20 protein-coding genes are annotated in these 24,063 nt (G+C 57.0%); 7 read left to right on the top strand and 13 right to left on the bottom strand.

Annotation, left to right across the window (positions count from 1 at the left end; all coding sequences use genetic code 11):
- Nucleotides 1-91: 91 nt before the first annotated feature.
- Nucleotides 92-823, bottom strand: coding sequence for a 2OG-Fe dioxygenase family protein (locus C9F12_RS02000; RefSeq protein ID WP_240184136.1), 732 nt, complete (start codon nucleotides 821-823; stop codon nucleotides 92-94).
- A gap of 394 nt (nucleotides 824-1,217) precedes the next feature.
- Between C9F12_RS02000 and C9F12_RS01995 the strand changes: the two genes are divergently transcribed.
- The 3 genes from C9F12_RS01995 (at nucleotide 1,218) to C9F12_RS01985 (ending at nucleotide 5,049) form a co-directional block, all read left to right on the top strand.
- Complete coding sequence (locus tag C9F12_RS01995; protein WP_240184135.1) at nucleotides 1,218-3,035, top strand: EAL domain-containing protein; 1,818 nt, start codon at nucleotides 1,218-1,220, stop codon at nucleotides 3,033-3,035.
- Between the two features lie 155 nt (nucleotides 3,036-3,190).
- Complete coding sequence (gene waaZ, locus C9F12_RS01990; protein WP_108447796.1) at nucleotides 3,191-4,027, top strand: 3-deoxy-D-manno-oct-2-ulosonate III transferase WaaZ; 837 nt, start codon at nucleotides 3,191-3,193, stop codon at nucleotides 4,025-4,027.
- A gap of 218 nt (nucleotides 4,028-4,245) precedes the next feature.
- Complete coding sequence (locus C9F12_RS01985) at nucleotides 4,246-5,049, top strand: Wzz/FepE/Etk N-terminal domain-containing protein (RefSeq protein WP_162816367.1); 804 nt, start codon at nucleotides 4,246-4,248, stop codon at nucleotides 5,047-5,049.
- A gap of 242 nt (nucleotides 5,050-5,291) precedes the next feature.
- Here the strand turns inward: C9F12_RS01985 and C9F12_RS01980 are convergent, their stop codons facing one another.
- Nucleotides 5,292-6,635, bottom strand: coding sequence for a UDP-glucose/GDP-mannose dehydrogenase family protein (locus tag C9F12_RS01980; RefSeq protein ID WP_108447794.1), 1,344 nt, complete (start codon nucleotides 6,633-6,635; stop codon nucleotides 5,292-5,294).
- 158 nt (nucleotides 6,636-6,793) lie between these two features.
- Nucleotides 6,794-7,792 (bottom strand): NAD-dependent epimerase, encoded by a 999-nt coding sequence (locus C9F12_RS01975; protein WP_108447793.1) that lies wholly within the window; start codon nucleotides 7,790-7,792, stop codon nucleotides 6,794-6,796.
- A gap of 195 nt (nucleotides 7,793-7,987) precedes the next feature.
- Between C9F12_RS01975 and C9F12_RS01970 the strand changes: the two genes are divergently transcribed.
- A complete protein-coding gene (locus tag C9F12_RS01970) occupies nucleotides 7,988-9,094 on the top strand; it encodes a glycosyltransferase (protein WP_108447792.1) in 1,107 nt (368 codons plus the stop codon).
- 3 nt (nucleotides 9,095-9,097) lie between these two features.
- On the top strand, nucleotides 9,098-9,808 hold the full coding sequence (locus C9F12_RS01965; protein WP_108447791.1) for a lipopolysaccharide kinase InaA family protein: 711 nt from the start codon (nucleotides 9,098-9,100) through the stop codon (nucleotides 9,806-9,808).
- 28 nt (nucleotides 9,809-9,836) lie between these two features.
- Here C9F12_RS01965 and C9F12_RS01960 read toward each other — a convergent pair whose 3' ends face one another.
- The 3 genes from C9F12_RS01960 to C9F12_RS01950 form a co-directional block, all read right to left on the bottom strand.
- Nucleotides 9,837-11,009 (bottom strand): glycosyltransferase, encoded by a 1,173-nt coding sequence (locus C9F12_RS01960; protein WP_108447790.1) that lies wholly within the window; start codon nucleotides 11,007-11,009, stop codon nucleotides 9,837-9,839.
- A gap of 56 nt (nucleotides 11,010-11,065) precedes the next feature.
- Nucleotides 11,066-12,091, bottom strand: coding sequence for a UDP-glucose 4-epimerase GalE (gene galE, locus C9F12_RS01955; RefSeq protein WP_108447789.1), 1,026 nt, complete (start codon nucleotides 12,089-12,091; stop codon nucleotides 11,066-11,068).
- A gap of 113 nt (nucleotides 12,092-12,204) precedes the next feature.
- Entirely contained in the window at nucleotides 12,205-13,332 is a 1,128-nt protein-coding gene (locus tag C9F12_RS01950) for a glycosyltransferase (RefSeq protein WP_240184134.1), read from the bottom strand.
- 264 nt (nucleotides 13,333-13,596) lie between these two features.
- On the opposite strand from C9F12_RS01950, the gene C9F12_RS01945 reads away from it, so the two are divergent.
- Together C9F12_RS01945 and C9F12_RS01940 are read left to right on the top strand one after the other, a co-directional pair.
- Complete coding sequence (locus C9F12_RS01945; protein ID WP_108447788.1) at nucleotides 13,597-14,784, top strand: glycosyltransferase; 1,188 nt, start codon at nucleotides 13,597-13,599, stop codon at nucleotides 14,782-14,784.
- On the top strand, nucleotides 14,768-16,063 hold the full coding sequence (locus C9F12_RS01940) for a PIG-L family deacetylase (protein WP_108447787.1): 1,296 nt from the start codon (nucleotides 14,768-14,770) through the stop codon (nucleotides 16,061-16,063). The genes C9F12_RS01945 and C9F12_RS01940 overlap by 17 nt, the downstream gene beginning before the upstream one ends.
- A 13-nt stretch (nucleotides 16,064-16,076) precedes the next feature.
- Here C9F12_RS01940 and C9F12_RS01935 read toward each other — a convergent pair whose 3' ends face one another.
- The 7 genes from C9F12_RS01935 to gmd form a co-directional block, all read right to left on the bottom strand.
- Nucleotides 16,077-17,438: an O-antigen ligase family protein gene (locus C9F12_RS01935; protein WP_108447786.1), complete on the bottom strand. Its 1,362-nt coding sequence runs from the start codon at nucleotides 17,436-17,438 to the stop codon at nucleotides 16,077-16,079.
- A 21-nt stretch (nucleotides 17,439-17,459) separates the two neighbouring features.
- Nucleotides 17,460-18,734, bottom strand: a complete 1,275-nt coding sequence (locus tag C9F12_RS01930; protein WP_108447980.1) for an exopolysaccharide biosynthesis polyprenyl glycosylphosphotransferase — start codon at nucleotides 18,732-18,734, stop codon at nucleotides 17,460-17,462.
- Between the two features lie 514 nt (nucleotides 18,735-19,248).
- Nucleotides 19,249-20,034 carry a glycosyltransferase family 2 protein gene (locus tag C9F12_RS01925; protein ID WP_205254608.1) on the bottom strand — a complete coding sequence of 262 codons (786 nt, stop codon included), beginning with the start codon at nucleotides 20,032-20,034 and terminating at the stop codon, nucleotides 19,249-19,251.
- Nucleotides 20,034-21,440 (bottom strand): mannose-1-phosphate guanylyltransferase/mannose-6-phosphate isomerase, encoded by a 1,407-nt coding sequence (locus C9F12_RS01920; RefSeq protein ID WP_108447785.1) that lies wholly within the window; start codon nucleotides 21,438-21,440, stop codon nucleotides 20,034-20,036. Before C9F12_RS01920 ends, C9F12_RS01925 begins: the two co-directional genes overlap by 1 nt.
- A 10-nt stretch (nucleotides 21,441-21,450) precedes the next feature.
- Nucleotides 21,451-21,951 carry a GDP-mannose mannosyl hydrolase gene (locus C9F12_RS01915; RefSeq protein ID WP_108447784.1) on the bottom strand — a complete coding sequence of 167 codons (501 nt, stop codon included), beginning with the start codon at nucleotides 21,949-21,951 and terminating at the stop codon, nucleotides 21,451-21,453.
- Between the two features lie 5 nt (nucleotides 21,952-21,956).
- Nucleotides 21,957-22,931, bottom strand: a complete 975-nt coding sequence (locus C9F12_RS01910) for a GDP-L-fucose synthase (RefSeq protein WP_108447783.1) — start codon at nucleotides 22,929-22,931, stop codon at nucleotides 21,957-21,959.
- Between the two features lie 2 nt (nucleotides 22,932-22,933).
- The gene (gene gmd / locus C9F12_RS01905; RefSeq protein ID WP_108447782.1) at nucleotides 22,934-24,049 is read right to left on the bottom strand and encodes a GDP-mannose 4,6-dehydratase; all 1,116 of its coding nucleotides are present in this window, start codon (nucleotides 24,047-24,049) and stop codon (nucleotides 22,934-22,936) included.
- Nucleotides 24,050-24,063 lie beyond the last annotated feature (14 nt).

Raw genomic sequence — 24,063 nt, 5'->3', positions numbered from 1 at the left:
GCTGGCCCGGGCCCTCGACCCGGATCTCGCCACGGACCCTCAAGGTCAGTGAAACGCCACCGACGCCACCTTGCCTGGTGGACGCCGACCTTCAGCTGGCGCTTTCCATTATCGCTTCGTTCAACACCGCCTGGGGGAAGTGGCGGCGCAACATGCGATTCTGGAACTCGTCCACGAAGCAGGCGTTGATGATGATGATAAAGCGCTCGAAAGGGGCGCTTGGCTCGCACTGGGTGATCGCATCGACGCTATGGAACAGGCGATCGTCACGCAGGTGCAGCACCTCCCCCGGCGCCAGCGTCACCCGGCCGACTTCCTGCTGGCCGGCCTTGTCCCGATACAGGGTGTTCACTGCCCCGCTGACGTTGTCGCGATTGAGCACAACGATGCTCAGGTACTTGCAGCCGTCGGCGTGGATGCCCTGCCCCTGCAACGGATCCACGGTGCCGTCACCACGTACACCGGTGATCTGCATCAGAATGGGCGCGCGGCGCTCGAGCCCCCAAAGCTCCGCCCAGGCCTTGACGAACGCCTTGACGTCCTCGCGCTCGGTAAACTCGGGCAACAGCGGCTCGTAGTAGCGCAGCCGATCCGCCATGCTGGCAGCGTCATTGAAGCGTCCCCCCTGGGCCATGGGGCACTCGCCCAGGGTTTCGACCTCTCCCTCGTCGTTCAGGTGCAGCCAGGACATGCGCTTCCAGCGGCGATTGACGTAGGGGTCCCGCGGCAGGTCACCAATGAATGACTGCCAGGCGGACAGATCAATATGCGCCAGGCGCGTCTTGCTCCAGGACTGAGAAGCGACCTCCTCCAGGACAGACAAATCCCAGTACCCGGATTCAGGAATCCGGTGCTCGACGTTGATCGCCTCGATGGCGGAAAGATACCGATCTTGTACGATTTTCTGCGATATTTTAATGTCATTAACCTCGGTTTTATGCACAAAAGTGTGCATTTCATGGATGTTGCATATGCAACACCGAGGATCATGTGGAGCGCCCACACAGTGGTCAAATACCGCGAACGAAGAAACTTCGTTGACCAACTTGCTGCCAAAAGAGAGTATTTGCGAAGTTAGGTCCGATAATGAAATATCTCATTACGACGTTTCGCACTCGCTGCTAGCGATAATTTGTACGACACTGCCGATACATGCGGATTCGTTACTTTTGTTCAGCCACACCTTTCGGGCACACCTGGCTGGCCCTGCTCAGGAAATGACGCCATTGCACATCGGTGACAGATTCCACACACCGCGCTCGACCGCTGCCGATACCGGCAGCGGCGCAGAGAACGCCCTCCCGCTGCCGTCCCTGACGCTCAGCGACTGGCGCTTTCGTGAACTGCTGATGAGCCTTTCGCGCGTCGCGGTGCAGGGGTATGACAGGGATAGGCGCGTCATCTACTGGAATGGCGCCAGTCAGGCGCTGTATGGCTACAGCGAGCAGGAAGCCCTGGGCAAGCGTCTGGAACAGCTGTTGATACCCGAGGCCATGGTGGACGCGGTGATCGATGCCCACCAGGCGTGGGTCCACCGGGGCGTGGAGATCTCCGCCGAAGAACTCGAGCTCAAGCACCGTTCCGGCGCCAGCGTACCGGTGTTCTCCCATCACGTGATGCTGGGCCAGGAGACCGACAATCCGCTGATGTTCTGTATCGACATCGACCTGGCGGGTGAGCGCAAGGCGCGTCGTGATCTGGACTACATGACGCGCTTCGACCGCCTGACCGGCCTGCCCAACCGCCACGCCTTCGAAATCGAGCTCAAGCGGACCCTGGCAGAATGTCGGCGCCACAACGACAGACTGTTGATCCTGTTTGTCGACCTCGACCACTTCAACGAGATCAACGACACCCATGGCTACGACTGCGGCGACAAGGTCATCCGCCAGGCCGCCAACCGCCTGCAGGCCTTCCGGCGCAGCGATGACCTGCTCTGCCGCTTCGGTACCGATGAGTTCGTGCTGGCCCTGCCCCAGGTGGACATGGCCACCGACGCCATACAGGTGGCCGAGCGCCTGCTGGAAAGCCTCTCCCGCCCGATGCGGGTGGACGGCCGCGAACTGAGAATCCACGCCTCGATCGGCATCAGCACCTTTCCCGACAATGGCAGCGAGGTGCAGGAACTGGTGGGCAGTGCCGACGCCGCCAAGACCCGGGCCAAGCTTACCGGCCGCAACACCTACCAGTTCTTCAGCCCCGAGGCCCACGCAGCGATGGTGCGCCAGCACACCATCGCCGAACGCCTGCAGCGCCTGCTCGACCAGGATGGCGGCGGCGAGCTTGGCCTGGTCTACCAGCCCCAGGTGGCTGCCGCGAGCGGCCATATCGACTCCCTCGAGGCGCTGCTACGCTGGACGACCCGGGACGGTGAAGCCATCTCCCCCGCGGAGTTCATCCCGGTAGCCGAGCGCAGCGAACTGATCAAACGCCTGGAGAAATGGGTGCTGCACAAGGTGTGCGAGCAGCAGCGCCAATGGCGCGCCGAGGGCAGCCGCCAAGTGCGGGTGGACGTCAACGTCTCCGGGCGTCACGCGGTCATGCCCGGCATGTTCGAGGCCTTCGCCTCCTGCGTCGCGTCGTACGGCCTTGGGCCTCGCGAGATCGGCATCGAGCTCACCGAGAACGTGCTGATCGAGGCCGGCCAGGACGTGCTGGACAGCCTGCGCAGACTCTACGACCAGGGTTACAAGATCGCCATCGACGACTTCGGTACCGGCTTCTCATCGATGAGCTACCTCAAGGTGCTGCCGATCACCGCGCTCAAGATCGACCGCACCTTCGTCGCCGAGTGCACCCAGGACCCCAGGGACAGGGCGATCATGGAAGCCAGCATCTTCCTTGGCCACCGCCTCGGTCTCGAAGTCGTCGCCGAAGGCGTGGAAACCGACGAGCAGCAGGCGCTACTGCAGGAAATGCGCTGCGACCTGCTCCAGGGCTTCTACTACCACCGCCCCATGGATGCCGATCTGGCGGCGAGACTGTTGCGTGCCGACAACGGCGATGTCGTGCAAACCAGGGGCGTGAGTCATTGAAATCAACTCGCCAACGCCGCAACGGCTCCGCTACGTTTCTGGCAAAGATGATTGACATCACATCTGGCACCGTCCAATTAGAAAAACCTTTTTTACTGACGGCTTCCACAGTAGAGTAATGCGCGAATCTGTATACACGACGAGCACTTCGCGCCATGCCAGCAGCGCCCACCTGCATCCAGCCATCCGACGTTGCCGGACAGCTTGCCCAACTTCAGCAGAATAGAAGCCGACCAACTGCCATCATCTTCCTGTCTGGCCCGAGCGCTACCCAGGTACCCATAGAGACGCTGCGTCAACACGACGTCATCTGCGTCAACGGGTCTATTGATTACTTGCTGCTCAACGACGTTAAACCCTTCATCTATCTGGTGACCGACCACAACTTCTTCCTGAAAAGGAAGCAAACCTTCTTCACCAATGCCGCCAGGGCCGAGAATCTGGTGGTATCTCGAGAGCTCTATGACAGAGCCTCGGCAGAGGAAAAGCAGCGACTCGCCGGCCTGGACGCCGTCGTCATCGACCGCGCCAGCAAGAGCAAGAAGAGCGGCATCAGACGCAAGCTACGCCTCGCCAGGAAGTACCACGGCTGCCGCAATGTCGACTACCAAGCCCCCTGGCTGAAAAGGCAGTCCATCATCGGTTACAGCCGTGATATCAGCCATGGCTATTTTCATTGCCGTACTGTCGCCTACGCCGCGTTGCAACTGGCAGAAAGCCTTGACTACCAAACAGCTTACCTGGCCGGCTTCGACATGAACGCTGCTGCAGGCAGATTCTACGAAAGTGATAACCAGCCCAGGCTCAGGACCACCCTGGACCAGGACTACGACGTCATCGTTGCTTCGTTGACCTTCATGAAATCAGTCTCGCAAATGAAGGCCTACAATATGTCCCTGCACACTCGGATACCGTACGACGTCCTGCCCTTCGCCCGTCCTGCGACACTCCTGCCAGAACAGCGTATTGCCGATCCTGCTGTTACCCTCTGAAAGCTGACCCGGCACCTGCCCGATAGATCCGCTGTAGATCGCGCCCAATTCGAGAGCGTTGCTCCTGCCTACGACAACCCGCTTGCGCACTGCAACGGCTTCTGTATCCTCTGCAATGCACCTACCAGTGAATGACGCCATCGACTTTCTTCATCACACTGAACACTTCAGCCCCGACTCCTCGGACATGGCGAAGCGCAAGCAAGGACCCCACTGCAATGGCAAACACCCCTACCCAACCTCCGGAGCACTACTACCCAAGGCCCCCGGCGGATGACGAGATATCGCTGGTCGATATCACCCTGATCCTGGTCAGGCGCTGGAAGATAATGGCAGGGGTGTTTGTGGTCATCGTGCTGCTGGCACTCGCCTATGCAATGTCCATGACCGATAGCTATCGCTACGTGTCGATTTACAACGTGGCCGAACGCCAACCCAATGGCGGCGCCGGCGTCGGCGTACTGGAATCCCCGGAAAGCGTGGTTGCCAAGATCGACAACTACTACTTCGACGTGGTGACAAGCGAACTGCTGGAAGAAAAGTCCCTCGACGAGCTCAGTTTCGAGACCACCGCCAAGGCGCCGGCAAACGTGGCCTTCCTGACCCTCGCCTCGGAGGCAACCGAGGAAGACGCCGAACTGGTCACCGAGTTTCACCAGAAGCTGCTGGACACGGTAAAGTCTGATCAGGACGAGCTGCTGGCCAAGCGCCGCGACGCTCTGGAGCAGCAACTTGCCAGCACCCGCGAGAGCCTGGAGGCCGCCAAGCAGTCCACCTCCGAAAGCGCGGCCGAGCTGGTGGCCACCTACACCGCCAAGGTGGTCGACATCGAAGAAAAGCAGGCCTACCTCGCCGAAGGCAGCGTTCAGCGCGTGGCTGCCCAGAGCCAGCAGCCGGTCGGCACCGGCAAGGCCCTGATCATGGCGCTGGCCATCGTGCTGGGTGGTATGCTCGCGGTGATGGCCGCCTTCCTGGCCGAATTTGCCGGTACAGTGCGCAAGGCCTCAGCCCACAAGGACTAAAGTCCTTTCGCTCCCGCCAGGCGGACGCCAGCACCAATAGCAAAACGCCCCGAAGGCCAAGGCCTTCGGGGCGTTTTTCTTTCAGGCAACTTGCTTGGGCCACTTGCCTTCGGTCGACCTGCTGTCGAGCCCTTCGGTCAACCTGCTTTCGGTCGACCTGCTTTCGAGCCATCAGGCAATGCGGCTCACGCGGCCTCTTGCAATATGCTTTCCGGATGGAAATCCTTCACCATCAGCGTTCATTACCCAGCGCTTTCCAGCGAATCACCACGACCGACGGCGTAGTACATCAACCCAGCCTGACGCACGCTCTCGGGGTCGTAGAGGTTGCGGCCATCCACCACCACCGGCATCGACAGCTGGTCCTTGAGCCAGGGGAAGTCCAGCGAGCGGAACTCCTTCCACTCGGTGCAGATCACCAGGGCGTCGGCGCCCTTGACCGCCTGGATGCGATCCCCCGCCAACATCAGGTCATCACGCTCGCCGTAGATGCGACGGGTCTCACCCATGGCCTCAGGGTCATAGGCCTGAACCCTGGCGCCGGCCTCCCACAGGGCCTCCATCAGGGTACGGCTGGGCGCGTCACGCATATCATCGGTATTGGGCTTGAACGACAGCCCCCAGATGGCGATGGTGCGGCCCTTGAGGTCGCCGTCGAAGGCGTTGGCCAGCTTGGCAAATAGTGTCTGCTTCTGGCGCTGGTTTACCGCTTCCACCGCCCCCAGCAATTCGGCCTCGTAGTCCACCTCTCGGGCGGTGCGCGCCAGCGCCTGGACATCCTTGGGGAAGCAGGAACCGCCGTAGCCACAGCCCGGGTAGATGAAGTGGTAACCGATACGCGGGTCACTGCCGATGCCGCGACGCACCTGCTCCACGTCGGCGCCGAGGCGCTCGGCCAGGTTAGCGATCTCGTTCATGAAGCTGATCTTGGTGGCCAGCATGGCGTTGGCGGCGTACTTGGTCAGCTCCGCCGCCCGCACGTCCATGAACATCAGCTTTTCCTGCAGACGGATGTAGGGCGCGTAGCACTCCCGCATCAGTTGCTTGACCTTGTCGGAGTCGGTGCCGACGACGATGCGCGCACCATGGGCAAAGTCCTCGATGGCCGCGCCTTCCTTGAGAAACTCAGGGTTGGAGCAGACGTCAACGTTCAGGCTGACACCGCGCTGCTCGAGCTGGGACTCCACCATCGCCTTGACCCGATCGGCCGTGCCCACCGGCACGGTGGACTTGTCGACCACCACCTTGTCGTCCTGCATGTGCTCACCGATGGCCTTGGCCACCGCCAGCACGTACTGCAGATCCGCGCTGCCGTCTTCATCCGGCGGGGTGCCCACGGCGATAAACTGCAGCACACCATGGTTAACCGCCTTGGCGGCATCGGTGGTGAACTTGAGCCGCCCCGCCGACACATTGGCCTTGACCATGGGCTCAAGGCCCGGCTCGAAGATGGGGATCTCCCCGGCCTCGAGGCGTGCAATCTTGTTCTCATCCACGTCCATGCAGATGACGTCGTGACCGACGTCCGCCAGACAGGTCCCGGTGACCAGCCCCACGTAGCCGGTGCCAAAAATGGTGATCTTCATCCCTTGTCACTCACTCACTGAAATTTTTGATCGGCAAAGGATAGCAATCCCGCCCTACAAATGGCACAGCCGTTTCTCCACCTGGGTCAAATGGGATAGCGAGAGAAGCCCGCAGGCACAACCTTTCGCCTTTTGTCGCCCCTTGGCTGGCACATGGCTTACACCGCGTAGAACCGGCGATACCAGTCGACAAAGCGCTTGACGCCTTCTTCCACCGGCATCTGCGGGCGATACCCGGTTGCCTGATACAGCGCCTCGGTGTCTGCCCAGGTGCGCGGCACATCTCCCGGCTGCATGTCCTTGTAGTGGCAGATCGCCTCTCGTCCTACCGCCTTCTCAATGGCGCGAACGAAGTCCATCAGCGACACCGGGCTACCACAGCCAATGTTGTAGAGCGCGTAAGGGGCAGAGGCAGTATCGGTGGTGACCTCGGTACTGCCCCGAGGGGTCGGTACTACGTCCAGCACGCGCACGACGCCCTCGACGATATCGTCGATGTAGGTGAAGTCCCGGGACATGTCGCCATGGTTGTAGACGTCCATGGGCCGGCCTTCCAGCACTGCTCGGGTAAACTTGAACAGCGCCATGTCAGGACGCCCCCAGGGGCCATAGACGGTAAAGAACCTGAGCCCGGTGGTGGGCAGGTCATACAGGTGGGAGTAGGTGTGGGCCATCAGCTCGTTGGCCTTCTTGGTGGCCGCATAGAGGCTGATGGGGTGGTCGACATCGTCGTCGGTGGCAAAGGGCACCTTGTCATTGGCCCCGTAGACCGAACTCGATGAGGCATAGACCAGGTGCTCCACCCGACCGTGACGGCAGCCCTCAAGAATATTGAGGTGCCCCACCAGATTGGCGTCCGCGTAGGCGTGAGGATTCTCGAGCGAATAACGCACACCAGCCTGCGCCGCCAGATGGATAACCCTGTCAAAACCTTCCTCTTCGAACAGGCGTTCTACATTCTCTCGATCAGCGATATCCAGACGCTCGAAGCGGACATCCTCACACCCCTTGAGATCGGCAAGGCGCGCCTCCTTCAAGGATACATCGTAGTAGTCGTTCAAGTTGTCGACACCGACCAGTTCGTGTCCCTGACCACTCAACCGCTTGGCAACCGCGTGACCGATAAAACCCGCCATCCCGGTAATCAGAATCTTCATATGTACACCTGTTCCAAACCTGGGCCAATTGTAACGCGATACCACTGAAATTAGGAAAGCCCACGTAACGAACCTTCGCAGCGTAAGCGCCGCCCTCTTGAGCAATAAACAGGTTCTAGGTGCAACGAGACCAACCAAGGCTCTGTGGTAAACTCTGGCGTCCGCAGCCGCCACTGAAACTCAACCGGAGCCGCCGTGAACCATCAGCGAATCGCCTTTGTCATCGAAGACCTCTACGGAGGCGGCGCCCAGAAGTCGCTTTTGTACACGGCGGACCAGTTGCGCCAGCGTGGTCACGCCGTCAAGGTCTTCACCCTGCGCGACAAGGTGGAGCACCGCCTTCCTGACGGCCTCGATATCGAGAACCTGGCGGTGGTCACGCGCCTGACCAAGGCGACCTCCACGGTGCTGACCGAAAAGTGGCAGGCCCGCAAGGTCCAGAAGGCCCTTGAGGCCTGGCGGCCGGAGGTGGTGATCTCCTGCTCCTGCGACAAGATCACCCGGCACCTGCACTGGCCCAATCTCTACTTCTGGATCAAGTCGGACGTCAGCGCCAAGTTCAGTGACCCGGCCGCCCGGGACAAGGCCTTTGCCAAGGTGCGTCGCTTCTACGGCGGGCGCAAGGTGATCGCGGTGTCCGAGGGCGTCAAGGAGAACCTCGAGCAGGTGGTAGGACTCAAGGCCGAGACGATCATCCCGATCTACAACCCCTACGAGCGGGAGCCCTTCGTCGCAATGGCAGACGAGCCCCTGAGCCTGCCTCCAGGGATCGAAAAAGGCCGCTACCTGTTGTCGGTTGCCGCCATCGAGCCGCGCAAACGCCAGGACCGCCTGCTGCGGGCCTATCGCCAGACCCGAGACGAGCATGGCCTCGATGCCCCCCTGGTGCTGCTGGGCAAAGGCAAGCCAGAGAATGAACAACGACTGAAGGCCATGATCGGCGAGCTGGGGCTCGATGACCACGTCCACTGGTTAGGCTATACCGCCAACCCCTACCCCTACATTCAAAACGCCCTGGCCATGGTACTGACCTCGGACGCCGAAGGCCTCCCACGGGTGCTGATCGAGTCATTACTTCTGCACACCCCGGTGATTAGCGTCGACTGCCCCAGTGGCCCGAAGGAGATCCTGACCCAGGAGCTTAAGGACTTCCTGGTCGCACGCGACGACGAGGCAGGGCTTGCCAGCGCCATGGCGCATATGGCCGAGGCGCCCGTAATCATCGAACCGCGCCACTATCAGCAGTTTCTCACACAGAACGTGCTGCCGAAGTTCGAAGCCCTGCAGTCAGGGTCAGCCTGAACTATGCAGCTTCTGGATATTCCCTTCAACGACCGGCGCCGGCGCTACCTGATGTTCCACACCCGGGAGCTGCCGGAGCGCCTTGCGCTGTCTCAGACCACGACCACTGCCGCCTTCGAGGCGGTGGGCTCCAGCCGCTTTTTTGTCTCCCAGGACGGCAGGATTCTGGCCAAGGTGGTGCCGGACAAATTCTCGAAGACGCTTGATCCCTTCAAGTGGCTGACCCGGGACTACCTCGAAAAACGCTGTCTGGGCCAGTCGGATGCGCGCAAGGAATACCTCAGCATGCGCATCCTCAAGCGGGCGGGGCTACGCACGCCACGTTTCCACGGCTGGGGTTTGAGCCTGAATCCGCTGAACAGAAACGCATCACTTTTATTGATGGAGCGGGTCGACAACGCCACCGCGGGTGAAGCGCTATTTCTGGAGCAAGACGAAGCCGCGCGCATCGCCCTGCTGGAGACCATCGGCAAGGATGTACTAAGGCTCGCCCGGGCGGGCTACCTTCACCGAGACCTTCACCTCAACAACCTACTGGTGACACCCACAGGGGCACTGATCTGGATCGATGCGCACCTGCGCCCCATGCCCAGCAACCCCAGACGTCACCTCGGTGCCCTGCTGAGCACCCTGTCCTCACGCAAGCTGCAGGGTGAACGGTACCGAACTTGGCTCGCCGACTACCTGACACGGCGCTGGGAGGCCGGCGCCTAGCCCACCAACGCCTCCCCAGACAAGCGCTTCAGCCATCCTCAAGCGCCAGGTAACGTTTGACCACGTGATCCAGCCGGAAAGACTCAGTGAGCGCCGGACCAATCACCGGAGGCGCTTCCACCACCCTGCTGATGGCGTCAGCGAAAGCGCACATGTCATCGAGTGGAGCCAGATAGGGCGCCAGTTCCCCGACGAGCAACTCGGCGGGCCCTGTCGGGCAGTCCACACTGACCACAGGCGTGCCACACGCCAGGGTTTCCGGCAACACCAGTGGGAAGCCTTCATAGTCGGAGCTAAGCAACAACGCCCTCGCCCTGGCCATGTAGGCGTAAGGATTATCACGGGGCCCCAGCAGCCATACCCTATCGTCAAGCTTACGCTCGCGAATCATCGCGCTTACCTTCTGCGCTCCGTCACCGCCGCCGACTAGCAATAGCGGCAGTGCCACACCACTTTGATGATAGGCATCCAGCAAACGATCGAAACGCTTTTGGCGTAGATCCATACGGCCCACATAGAGCAGAAAATTGTCGGGTACGTCGATAACCTCATCCGAAGCCAGCTTTTGTATCCGTTCAATATCCAGCGGATTGTGAATGCCCACGCCACGCTCGGGTTCAATACTGAAGTGCGTCTTGAGTCGTTCCAGCATTCCGTGGGAGACGGTGACAATCCGCCGCCCTTGATAGAGTGCGCGTACCTTGCGCCGCTTCATCCAGCGCCCCAGACCACGCTTGTTGCCGAGAAAGCCAGTGACCGGATCGGCGTGCAGGCAGTACCAGGCGCTCGCCGCAAGACGCGACCGCGATACTACTTGGTGGGCGTGGTGAAGGTGAGCATAGACCAGATCAAAGCGCCTACCGTGCTGTACCAGCCAGCGATCAAGCAGCTGCGCATGGCGGCGATAGCGGCACTGCCTCGCCAGTACGCCTTTGGCGACATAGGGCAGCTTGACGACCTCGGCACTGGACGGAAGGACATGACGCTGACGATCACTCAGTATCACCAGGGTAACCTCGACACCGGCATCGACCATACCGACGATCAGGTCTCGTGCCACGACAGGTGCGCCCCCCGAGTCCAGATGGTCGATAACAAAAAGCACACGCCTTGTGCTTCCACTACCCTCCCACCTTGCGTTTTGCCCCTGTGTCCTGCTACTCACGTCATCGCCATCCCTGAAAAAACCAGGCGCTATCATAGCACCGGGACAGCCAATCCAAACCCATTGTCCAGGCCATACTCTTACCACCGACCTCAAGCCCCCGAATATCCTTCGGGGTTAGCCGACTGCCAACGCCAGCTATCACGCATCATGTCTTCCAGCGTTTTCTCGGCGCTCCAGCCAAGCTCAGACCTCGCCTTAGAAGCATCTGCCCAGAAGGCCGGAAGATCCCCTTCACGGCGCGAAGCAATGCGATACGGCACACCTTGCCCCGTCACCTGCTCGAAGGATCGGACCATCTCAAGGACCGTCGTACCCCTGCCGGTGCCCAAGTTATAGGTTGCTACACCTGATGACGTCATTTCCTTCATCGCCTCCAGCGCCTTGACGTGGCCCACGGCCAGATCCACCACGTGCAGATAGTCGCGCTCACAGGTGCCGTCTCGGGTCGGATAGTCATCCCCGAAGATGGACAGCTCCGGCAGACGCCCCACCGCCACCTGGGAGATAAACGGCAGCAAGTTGTTGGGGATACCCTGGGGATCCTCACCGATGCGCCCGGAGGGATGCGCGCCGATGGGATTGAAGTAGCGAAGTAAGGACGCAGACCAGCGATCGTCGGCCCGGGCCAGATCCTCGATCATCTGCTCCACCACGGCCTTGGTTGCGCCATAGGGGTTGGAAGGTCGGCCTCGTCCCATGGCTTCGGCGTAAGGTACCGGTGCGTCCTCACCGTAGACCGTGGCGGAGGAACTGAACACGATCGATCGGACCCCAGCCGCCTCCATGGACTCGAGCAAGCGCTGGGTGCCGGTGACGTTATTGTCATAGTAGGAAAGCGGCTGCCGATAGCTTTCGCCGACCGCCTTCAGGCCCGCAAAATGGATCACCGCTTCCACCGAGTACTCGGCAAAGGCCCTGTCCAGACAGGCACGATCACGAATGTCACCACGCACCACCGGCACCTCCTGCCCGACCAACTCTTCGACTCTAGCGATAGCCCTGGGTGAGCTGTTGCGGAAGTTATCGTAAACAACGACCTCGTGCCCGGCGGAGATCAGCTCGACCTGGGTGTGGGTCCCGATATAGCCGGCTCCACCGGTGACCAATACCTTCATGACATCTGTCTCCTCAAGAGAGCCTGGCACCGCATCGACAGACCCACAAACATGGGCGCACGATGCCTACATCAGTCAGCCTAAATCCACGGCCCTTTATCAACGGGCCTTTATTAACGGGCGATGAAGGCCTGTGCCACCCGCTCAGGTCTGAAGTCGTCTAGCCATCGCTCTCGCACCTCAGGCTTGGGCACTTTGAGCGCAGCAGTGATTCCGGCAGCGAGGGCTTCCTCGCTACGCTCGACCAGGCAGGTTTCAAGTTCACCCTTGAGAATCTCGCGTACTCCCCCCAGGCAGTCCACCGACAAGACCGGCGTTCCGCAGGCGAGCGCCTCGAACAGCACAATGCCCATGCCCTCAAAACGCGAGCTGAGCACAAACAGCCGAGCGTGGCGCATCCAGGGGTACGGATTGTGTTGATTGCCGACGAAGATGACCTTGTCAGCGATGCCTAATTCATTCGCCAAGGCCTCCAAGCTGTCTCTTTCCTGACCATCCCCCACCAGGACAAGCGGCAAGCTAGTACCGGATCGCGCGTAGGCACGCAGCAGCAGGTCGTGCCCCTTGGCCGGCACCAGACGCGCCACGTTCAAAAGGTATGGCTGGGACGGTATGGCGTCATTGGCCTCCAGCATCGCCTCGCGGATCGAGCGCAGCGGGCAAGGGTTGGGAATCACAGTGAGAGAGCGTGGGCGAAACTTCCAGAGTGTCTGCGCCTTGCGCAAGCTCTCGGCCACCCCCTGAGACACTGCCACCAGATCCCTGCGATGATAGAGGCAGCGAGCAAACAGCGCCTTGCGGCGGCTGGCGCCATTGACGTGGAAGATATTTTCGAGCACGTAGCGGGCACGCTTGTCGCGAAAGCTCCAGACCAGTTCGAAGGTGCCGATACCCCGGAAAACCATGCGGTCTACCTTGCCATGCTCTTGCTCGAAGCCCTTCAACCAGTGCCGAAACACGACACCGCCCATCACGCCAAGCCCCAGGAACAGCGCCCTGCCCATTAGCGGGTTGAGTAACAGGCGGGCCAACACCTCAAGGCCATAGCCGACCAGCGTCAGTCGATTGCGCTGTTGAAGCGGCAAGTGATGCACCTTGACTCCTGAATGCTCTGGCCTTAGGGGACGCTTCACCTTACGAAAATACACCAGATGGCTTTCATAGCCCGCCTCATGAAAGGCATCTGCAAGATTCACCGCCACCCGCTCCATCCCGCCCATCTTGAGGGATCTCACCACCACTAGCGTTCTCATGATAGGCGCCCTTGTATCCTGGCATCGCAAAAGTGCTCAATGAGACCATACAATGCTATGCAGGTTCGAGCCGGCTACTCGCGAAGCATCAACGACGATGCTTCCTCACTTCCTCTACCCTCCTCACCACGGGCCATCCGTGCCCTGTAAGACGACTGTGCTGGATCATAAACTGCGCTATTTCGCCCATTCGCACCGACCAATCACCTGCTAAACTAACGAAAAATCGAAGAAAAAGCTGGGACTGGGAATATGAAGGACAAAAAGCGCGTTCTGCTCGTACTGAGAAGAATGGGCATGGGCGGGATAGAGCAGGCCACACGAAACCTGGCAAGGGAGCTGCAAAGCGCCGGCCACGAGGCTCACCTGCTGGTCCTCAAGGGCACAGCCCCATCAGCCGATAGAGAAACCTGCTGGCTCCACCAATACGATGTTGATCGTGAGAGCCGCCAGGGCATAGGTCGCTTCACCCATCTTGCCGACAAGGCGCTGTTGTCTCCTCTTATCAAGCAGTCGGGGTTCGTCTGGCGCGGCAGGCGCTGCTCAAATGCCTTCAAGCACTATGTGGCAACACTGGAAGCTCAGCATGGGCGTTTCGACCTTATCCTGATTCGAGGCCAGGGCGCCTTCGAGAACCTCTGGGCGTTCGATGACGAACGCACCTGGCGCGTCGTCGAAGCCGTGACAGGGCGATTTCCAAACACCGCCAAAGGCCGCTGGCTGACGAGAACTTTGTACCAGGGCAAGAAACTACTTCACGTCTCCAGAGGGGTACAGCAGGAAGTCGGCGACTATCTGGAGCGCCAAGGGGTCGAGCCCAGCAGAAGCGAACTTCTCTACAACGCGGTACCGATCGAAGACATACGCTGTAAGGCAACAGAACCGGCAGAACCGGCCATCACCTGCCCCTACCTGGTACACGTTGCACGACTGGTTCCAGTAAAGAACCAGCAGCGGCTGCTCAAGGCCTACCATTTGGCGGTGAATCAAGGTCTGGACCACGATCTGGTGATCATTGGCGATGGCTCCGAACGTCGCCATCTGGAAGAGATGACCCTGGAGCTCGGCCTTGCCGCCCGTGTCCACTTTCTGGGCCAACGGGACAACCCCTACCCCTGGATGAAAGACGCAACCGCCCTGGTGCTCAGCTCCAACTTCGAAGGGCTCGGTATCGTCTTGGTCGAAGCCCTGGCCCTCGGCACCCAGTGCGTCGCCTGCAAGGTACCAGGCGGCATCAGCGAGGTGTTGGCGGGCCCACAAGGCAGGCTGCTGGCCGAGCCCAGCGATGCAGGCCTTGCCGAAAAGCTTCTGGAAGCCGTTCAAGAACCTGTCAGCATCGACGAGAAAATGATCAAAGTATTTGAACCGCAAAGCGTTATCGCGCAACTTATGGCACTGACAGAAGCCCCTTCGGAACGCCTCTATGCCCATCCAGCGTGACCACCACTTACCCCTTGCACCCGATTGGGAGTGCAAGGCCACCATCAACGACAATGGCATCATTCAGTTGGCTGACCCAGCCATTGCCGCACTGAGCGCGGGCGACGTTCGACCCAACACCTGGATGCTGGAGGTACGCTACCGGGCGACGTCACACTTGAAGTTGCCAGCCGTCACAACCTTGGACCGAAGTAAAAGCCAAGCTACGGAACTCTTTACCCAGTATCTCGAGCCCAACGAGACCGGCAAGCGCCTAATCAACCTCACAGGCATAGAGACCCTCGACCAACTCCAGCTAACGCTGAAACATCTGACGCTAGAGCGCGATGCCACCCTTCTGGGTTTTCGCAATCCGGACCTGGCGAACGGACCAATCCTTATCATCGCGCCCCACCCTGATGACGCGGAACTCGCTGCCTTCGGTATCTATAGCCAGCACCCCAAAAACACCTGGATCGTCACCATCACCGCGGGCGAGCGCCTCAAACGCCTCAACAAGCAATATTGGCCAGGACTCGATGATTCACTAGATGAGGCCTCACAGCGAAAGGGTTTTATTCGCGCCTGGAATAGCGCCACCACCCCCCTGCTCGCCGGTGTGCCGGCAGAGCAACTGATCATGCTAGGCTACTTCAACGACACCCTTGCAGAGCTGTTTGAGAAGCCAGACACTGTCGTGCCCTCACAGTCTGCACCAACGCTCACGCCCGACACCTATCGCCAGTGGAACAAACTGTCTCTCCCAACTGACGGGCTGGCGCAAAATACTGGGGATAATCTCCAGCGCGACCTCGCATCGCTACTGAACAAAATCAAACCGACATCCATCATTACGCCCCACCCCGACATCGACCCTCACGCCGACCATATCGCCAGCACCCGACACCTGCAGGCAGCCATCGAGCAAAGCGGACATGTCCCTGACCACCTTTTGCTATACGCCAACCATTTGAAGAGCACACGCGGCTTCCCTAGGGGGCCCGCTCACGCCGCTGCGGGCGTATGGCCAACTCACGTCACCACACCATCACCTCGAAACGATAGAATCGCCAGCTTCCCGCTAAGCATCGAAGTCCAGAAACTAAAAGCCCTGGCACTGCACTCCATGCACGATCTTGGAGGCACGCCAGGGCTTGAGCGACAACTGAAACGAAAGCTTAAGAGGTTACTGAGCGGAATCCCCTCCGCAGACTGGAGTGACTACAGCGGTCACGATTTCTTCCAGACCCATATCAAGACACATGAAAACTTCGTGCGACAGCGCCTGGGCCAGCGCTAACAGTCCAGAGTCACTATGAAGAAGTCAGTCTCTTTCGACATGAGAAAACCGATTTCCCGGTCTCCAGCTGCCACCGCCAGATAAAGGTGACGACTACTCCCATCACGACATTTTGGATGTAGGACCCCGTCCAAAAGAAGCTATAGGATTCAAATAGGCTGACGATAAAGTAGTAGACAAAAAATGCCCAACCAAACGCAAAGACTTCTGTCGGCATCACTCCTGCTCGCCAAGCCTTCCAACTTCCTAAGCCAGTCCATATAACAAGAACAATAATGACGGTCAGCCCCAGCAATCCATAGCTTACGAGAAAATCCAATAACGTATTGTGCAGATGACCATACCTTTCCTTGACCGATTGGGGCAGCCAATCCGTGTGGTCGATTACCAGCCCTCGGCCTTCACCACCCCAGCCTACGATTGGACGTTCCGCAAACCACTCGAGGCCAGCGCGCCAAGTGTGAAGACGGTTGCCGATACTACTATAAGGTACTTCTTCCCAGTTACCTTGCCAGGCATTGACCATAACCGAATTTTCGGCCGAAAGACGTTTTTCGAGCGTATCCTTGAAGACAAAACCTCCTGTTCCAAGAAGGGCCAGAATACACACGAGTGCTACGACTCCCTGCCTTTTGATACTTCTGGAGACAGTCCCTTTGAAGATCACTATTAAAAACACAAGAATCGCGAGAAATGTGGTTACCGTCAGCGAAAGCCACACCGCACGAGTCTGAGTCACGAAGACGCCGAGCAGGCAAACAGCGAATGAAATGACCCAAAAAGGAACCGTCAACGCTGATAATCGGCCAGGTGAAAAACAACGGCGAGAAAAGCACAATAAGCCAATAACAGCCACGCCAAAAAACATGGCGGTATGTTGGGCATTTCTTATATCAAGGTCAATTCTCTTCCCCTGGAGGCCTCGCAACCACTGTTCAATCGAACCTTCAAAAAGAAAGCATGTTGCCATAAAGCCGATTAATGAAAGCAGCAAAACTGTCCACACATGCTTACGCATACCACCAAGCCAGAATGCGACACCTACGAACAAAAACCACTTACCAAGCCGATCCAACTCGGGGTTGTCTGGTAACCAGTCCGGATGGTGATAATACCCTGCCCCCCAGCTTAACAGTTGGGCAATCAGGACTCCTAGCAGACACCAGAAAACCATACTGGTTCGAAGCGTCTTCCCCTTCCATAGAATCAGAACCAATGCCAGCAAGGCTATTACGGTTCCTGCCTTTTGGCCAACATCAGGAAACCATATACGTAGCCCCCCATAGATGAACGTCAGCCCAAGACAAAAAACATACATCCACTTCGGTGTAAAAATGGAGGAGAAAGCAACAGCACAATTTTTTTCTTGAAACATTTATTATCGACCAAATTAACTTTATCTTGCGCCGTCACCGGTAAACACCGTCTTCACGGTCTTGAACAACACAAGGACATCCAACCAAAGGGAGAAATGCTTTATGTAATAAAAGTCATATTGAAGCTTTTCAATCATGCCTTCAACTTCTGCAGCATACCCCTGCTCTACTTGTGCCCACCCTGAAATACCTGGACGGACGACATGGCGATACCTAAAAAAAGGCACATCTCTTTCATACCATTCGGAGAGTTCCATCGACTCCGGACGAGGTCCAATAAAACTCATCTCACCCTTAATTACATTAAAAATCTGGGGCAGTTCGTCTATCCTGAACTTCCTAATCACTTTTCCGACTCGTGTTATACGTGGATCGTGTTCCCCGTCAGTAAATCCCTTCCCCGCCTTACCCACATACATACTACGAAACTTGTAAACCTCGAACGCCTCCCCTCTGTACCCCATCCTTTTCTGCCGAAAAATAGCAGGACCTTCACTTTCTTTTCGGATCAATACAGCTGTTATCAGCATAATAGGAAGAAAAAGAGGAAGCAGCAATAAAGCAGCAACCAAATCAATGACACGCTTTACATTTGAATAAATGGCAGACGGCATCAAAGAACCAAATTCATTTTCGGAAAGATGGTCGACCCTAACCTTGCCAGTCATTGACTCTTGAATTTGCCTTACATGATATACAGGGATTCTACAAAGGGTGCATTCAGCCAAAAACCTTTCCCACTTTGCACCCAAGTTATCGCTTCTCAAATCCGCAACTATCGCATCGTAGCGCACACCGTCGGGCTCAGGAGAGCTCAACTTACGCAACTCTATTCTTGAGTGTGACTTCATTTCCACGGCATTACCAACAGGAACAACACCTATTTTTAGCTGCCTATAACGCCGCCCTACAAAATAACCAGAAAAAAACCAGGCTAGGCATGTTAGATAACCCATAAATATGACTTGGCGAGTGTAGGCCTCTCTAGTGAACAGCAAAACAGCAACGACAACAAGAAATGCCAGGGTTACCGTTGGTGCAACATAGGCTGCCACTCGCACACCAGGAAAGCGCGTAAACCGACGCAGAAAAAAAACTATAGCGCAAAATGCCAGACCGATAGCTAAAATACTGTTTATGCGATTATCAGTTAGCGCGTTCCAAAACCCCCACCCCCACCTTTCCAATGAAGGAACGAATATCACTAAAGGAAGTCCAACTAAAAGTTGAAAATAAACTCCTAAAAGGAACTTTTCATACCACCTCGAGTGGCGACGCTCATAAGTATAATTCACAAACACGACCCAAGTTGTATTTTGAGCTTATTCTCAGCCCTACTAGTTAACGAAGAAGGACCAAACGAAGATTTCTGGTTATAGCGCCCTGCCAGAACTGAGTGCACGATGGCACTACTGTCATGATTACTGTATCCGCAGCGGCAGCGCAAGGATAAAGAGATACCTTTGTCACCAATCAGCTAAGAGCCAGATGAGACCGATGCTCCCTAGACACGGCACTGTCTGTGATCTGATTACCGCTGTGGTCCTGTCCAGCTAGGCGAAGTGACTTTGTCGTATACACTCTGGAGCAGTTTCTGATCTAACCTGTTTCTCCAGTTTCCTAGCAACGTCGATTTTGTGACGCTAGTACAGAACGATGCTTCAATGATGACCGGAAAACAAGAAAATCGCCTTGACTCCTCCTGTCCAGCCAAGAATCATTCGGGGCGTCAAACATCACAATTCCAAGGGGCTAAATCTTACTGTGTATATCATGTCGTATAGCGAGCAAGACCTGTGGCCAAACTATTTATCCGACCTCATTGATTTTACGTTTCCTCTTGTTCAGAAACTGCGGCAACTTCGAGAGGTTCTTGTAAGGCAGCGCGACCAGAGGATTAATGCCGTTGTTCCGCATTGCAGTGTAATCTTCCCGGGACTTACGCAGGATCTGCTTCACGCTACCGTTGCTAGCCCCACCCACGCGCATCTTGACTAGTACCTCATGGAGATACACAACCTTGACCTTCCCGCTGGCGAGATAACGTAGCAGCGCTTCGTAGTCACCGGCAATCCGATAGCCGAGATTGAAGCCACCCAACTCTCGATAGAGCTCACGCCGCATAAAAAAAGTGGGATGCGGCGGCATCCAGCCACGCCTGAGCTTTTTTTGGCTGAAGTTGCCAGACGTCCAATGCCGAATCACTCGTTCGGTATCTGCCGCATCCACATATTGCAGATCTCCATAGACGGCTCCCACCGAAGGGTCCTTAAAACAGGCGGCTACATTGGCCAGTACATTTTCATGGGCATAGAGGTCATCGGAGTGCAGGAACCCCACCACGCTCCCACTAGCGCGGTCAATGCCTTTATTCAAAGCATCGTAGATGCCCCGATCCGGCTCTGAGATTAACACATCTCCCTGCCCCAGAGTCTGCTTGGCAACGGCTACAGTGGCATCCGTTGAGGCTCCATCAATCACCACATGCTCGATGTGTGGCCAGCCCTGACACTTGAGCGTTGCAATGGCCTCGCCTATGGTCGCCTGGCTATTGAAGCAGGCGGTGATCACAGAAATCGTCAGCGGCTCTCCCATCAGCAGCGCCCATAGCGGTCGTTGAAACGTACGATATCGTCTTCTCCAAGGTAAGAACCCGACTGGACCTCGATCAACTCAAGCGGGATCTTTCCAGGATTTTCCAAGGCATGAACCTGACCAATAGGGATGTAGGTTGATTCATTCTCGCTAACAATGTGAGTTGTCTCGCCAATGGTAACCTTAGCTGTGCCAGAAACCACCACCCAATGTTCGGCGCGGTGGTGATGCATCTGCACCGAGAGCTTGGCACCTGGCTTCACGGTGATGCACTTGACCTGATATCGGCTACCACTATCGATGCTATCGTAGACCCCCCAAGGACGATAGACCTCACGATGGCTTATCTGTTCGTTGCGCCCCTCTGCCTTGAGGCGCTCAACGATCTGCTTGACCTCCTGCACTCGATCCTTATGAGCCACCAGCACCGCATCTTTAGTTTCAACTACCACCAAGTCCTTTACACCCACCGTTGCCACCAATCGATGATCGGCATGCACCAGCAAGTTGTGGCTATCGTGTAGCATAACGTCACCACTGCAGGCATTGCCCTGCACGTCACGATGGCTGACCTCCCATAGTGCTGACCACGAGCCGATATCACTCCAACCGGCATCCAAGGGTACTACACTGGCACAGTTAGTTCGCTCCATGACGGCGAAGTCGATGGAATCGGCCGGGCAAGCCTTGAACGCTTCGGCATCCAGTCGTGTGAAATCTAAATCCTCACTGGCGCCGGCCAGCGCAGCCCGGCAGGCCCCGACTATATCTGGCTCGAAGCGTTCCAGTTCCTCAAGGTAGCGCTTGGCCGAGAAAAGGAACATCCCACTATTCCAATAGAAGCCTCCGGTCGCTAGGTAATCCTCAGCAGTGGCCTTGTCAGGTTTTTCGAAGAAACGCTGGACTTGGAAGCCGCAGTCACCCATCACTGCGCCTCGCTGGATGTAGCCGTACCCGGTCTCAGCATGGGTAGGCACTACCCCAAAGGTAACTAATTGCCCCTGCTCGGCAAGCTCTCGGGCACTATCCACGCTCTCGTGAAACTGGGCCACGTCTCGAATCAAATGATCGGCGGCCAGAACCAAAAGCAACGCGTCGGGATCATTCTCTGACACCTGCAATGCCGCCAAAGCAATTGCCGGAGCGGTATTGCGTCCCTCTGGCTCGAGCAGAATGCGCGCGTCAGCGATGCCCAACTGCCGCACCTGCTCCGCAACCAAGAAACGATGTTCTTCGTTGCAAATAAGTATTGGTGACCGATGCTCGAGGGACGCGATACGCTTGAGAGTCTCCTGCAGCATGCTGCCTTCACCCGTCAGGGGCAAAAACTGCTTGGGCCGCAACTGACGCGACAGCGGCCAAAGCCGCGAGCCACTGCCCCCGGCCATGATGACAGGCGTGATCATGAAAATCTCCTTATTCGGTTTTTTGAAAGGCAACCGCCGGTAGGTAGGCTCGAGTATTTACGTGCACGGCCTCATCGCAAGCGACGGCCTGTGGCATCCACCATCGATAACACCTGTGCTGCTGTCTTGGCAGCGTCTCGATATCTAGCTCCGCTACGAACTGGTAGGCCAGCACCACGTAGTGAGTCGACAGGTCAGGAGCAAGCATGCTGTCGGCATAGAAGTGCTGGTAGACACCTAAGAAATCCATGTCCTTCAAGTCACCTGGGTGTCCCAACTCCTCTTGGGTCAACCTGTGGGCGGCATTTTCTAGGGTCTCGCCCTTGCGCACTCGCCCACCAGGCACGAACCAACTGCCCTGAGCCGGCCGATTTACACGCCGACCCAACAGCCACTCACCCTGGGTATTGGTCACTACGAAGTCCAGAGAAACCAACGGGGTATTCGCCACCGTTTGATGGAAAGCATCATCACTTAGCCATCCATCGCCGTTCTGCCGTGACTCCTTCATCTCAATCAGCCGCGAGAACGATCTTGGTTTTCAAGGAACCAGCGGAAGGCATCCGCCAGACCATCCTCCAGGGTTATGCTGGACTGCCAACCCAGCGCCCTGAGTCGAGAGACATCCATAAGCTTTCGCGGAGCTCCATCGGGCTTGCTGGCGTCGAAAGTCACGTTCCCTTCAAACCCGGTGACTCGCTTAACTGTCTCGGCCAGCTCGCGGATCGTGCAATCTTTTCCGGAGCCAACGTTGATATGCGAGAGCATTGATGAGGTATTAGCTTCATAGATAGCGCTGTCGAGTTCCATCACATGTACGCTAGCAGCAGCCATGTCATCAACGTGCAGAAACTCACGCATCGGCTCTCCACTCCCCCACACGCTTACCTCACTGGCCCCATTCAGCTTGGCTTCGTGAAAGCGGCGCAGCAGCGCCGGGATTACATGAGAGTTCTCTGGATGGAAGTTGTCGTTAGGTCCATACAAGTTAGTTGGCATCACGCTACGATAGTCACGGCCATATTGGCGATTGTAGCTCTCACAGAGCTTGATTCCGGCGATCTTGGCAACGGCATAGGGTTCGTTAGTTGGTTCTAAAGAGCCGGTAAGGAGAGCCTCCTCCTGCATAGGTTGTTTGGCCAGTTTGGGGTAGATGCACGACGATCCCAAGAATAACAGTTTGTTAACCCCCGCCTGATGAGCACTATGGATGAGATTCGCTTCGATCATCAGGTTCTGATAGATAAACTCGGCCGGATAGATGCTGTTAGCCTGTATTCCCCCTACCTTTGCCGCCGCCAGATAGACCTGATCGACAGAATGATGTTCGAAAAAGGCTTGCACTTGGTTCTGATTGGTGAGATCCAGCTCATCCCGGCTGGCGGTAAGGATGTTACGGTAGCCAAGCGCTTCTAGCCGACGCACGATGGCTGACCCCACCATGCCACGGTGCCCGGCCACAAATATCGCCTGGTCGAGGTCGCGTGTCATACTTAACCCTCCACCGAGACAGGAATCTCGTATCCGTGGTCCTTGAGCAACGCATGGCGCTTAGCCACTTTGAGATCCTCGGCAATCATCTCCGCACACATCTCTTGCACGGTGATCTCTGGCTCCCAGCCCAGTTTTGTCTTGGCCTTGGCGGGGTCACCCAGCAGTGTCTCGACTTCTGCTGGGCGGAAATAGCGCGGATCGACTCGCACGACTACATCCCCAACTTTTCGCGCTGGCGCGTTGTCGCCTTCGATACGATCAATGATGGCAACCTCAGCCAGCCCCTCGCCTTCGAAACGCAATGCAATACCCAACTCCTTAGCACTCATACAAATGAAGTCGCGGACAGAAATCTGCTTGCCGGTAGCGATGACAAAATCTTCGGCCTCATCCTGCTGCAGCATTAACCACTGCATTCGCACGTAGTCCTTCGCGTGCCCCCAGTCGCGTAGCGCAGCCATATTGCCCATATAAAGACATTCCTCCAGCCCTTGGGCGATATTGGACAAACCTCGAGTTATCTTACGCGTTACAAAAGTCTCACCACGGCGCGGCGACTCGTGATTAAATAGAATGCCGTTGCAGGCATACATACCGTATGACTCGCGGTAGTTTACTGTAATCCAGTAAGCATACAATTTAGCAGCTGCATATGGTGAGCGAGGATAAAAAGGTGTAGTCTCGCGCTGAGGTGTCTCCTGTACGTCGCCGAACAATTCAGAGGTCGATGCTTGATAGAATTTGGTCTTCTTCTCGAGACCAAGCAATCGAATTGCCTCAAGAATACGCAATGTACCCAGTGCATCTACATCGGCGGTGTACTCGGGGGACTCGAAACTCACTGCCACATGCGACTGTGCCGCCAAATTGTAAATCTCGTCTGGTTGAACTTCCTGTATAATGCGCGTCAAATTAGTTGAATCTGATAAATCCCCATAATGCAGAACAAAGCTTTGGTTCTCAACATGAGGATCCTGATAGATATGATCTACCCTCTGAGTATTAAACGAAGAGGCACGGCGTTTAATACCGTGAACTTCATATCCTTTTTCCAGCAAAAATTCAGCAAGATACGAACCATCTTGCCCAGTAACACCCGTAATTAGAGCTTTCATGGCAACCCTTTTAA

The sequence above is a fragment of the Halomonas sp. BN3-1 genome (genome assembly GCF_003056325.1).
GTDB lineage: Bacteria > Pseudomonadota > Gammaproteobacteria > Pseudomonadales > Halomonadaceae > Halomonas > Halomonas litopenaei.
This window is presented reverse-complemented; position numbering and strand designations above follow the sequence as displayed.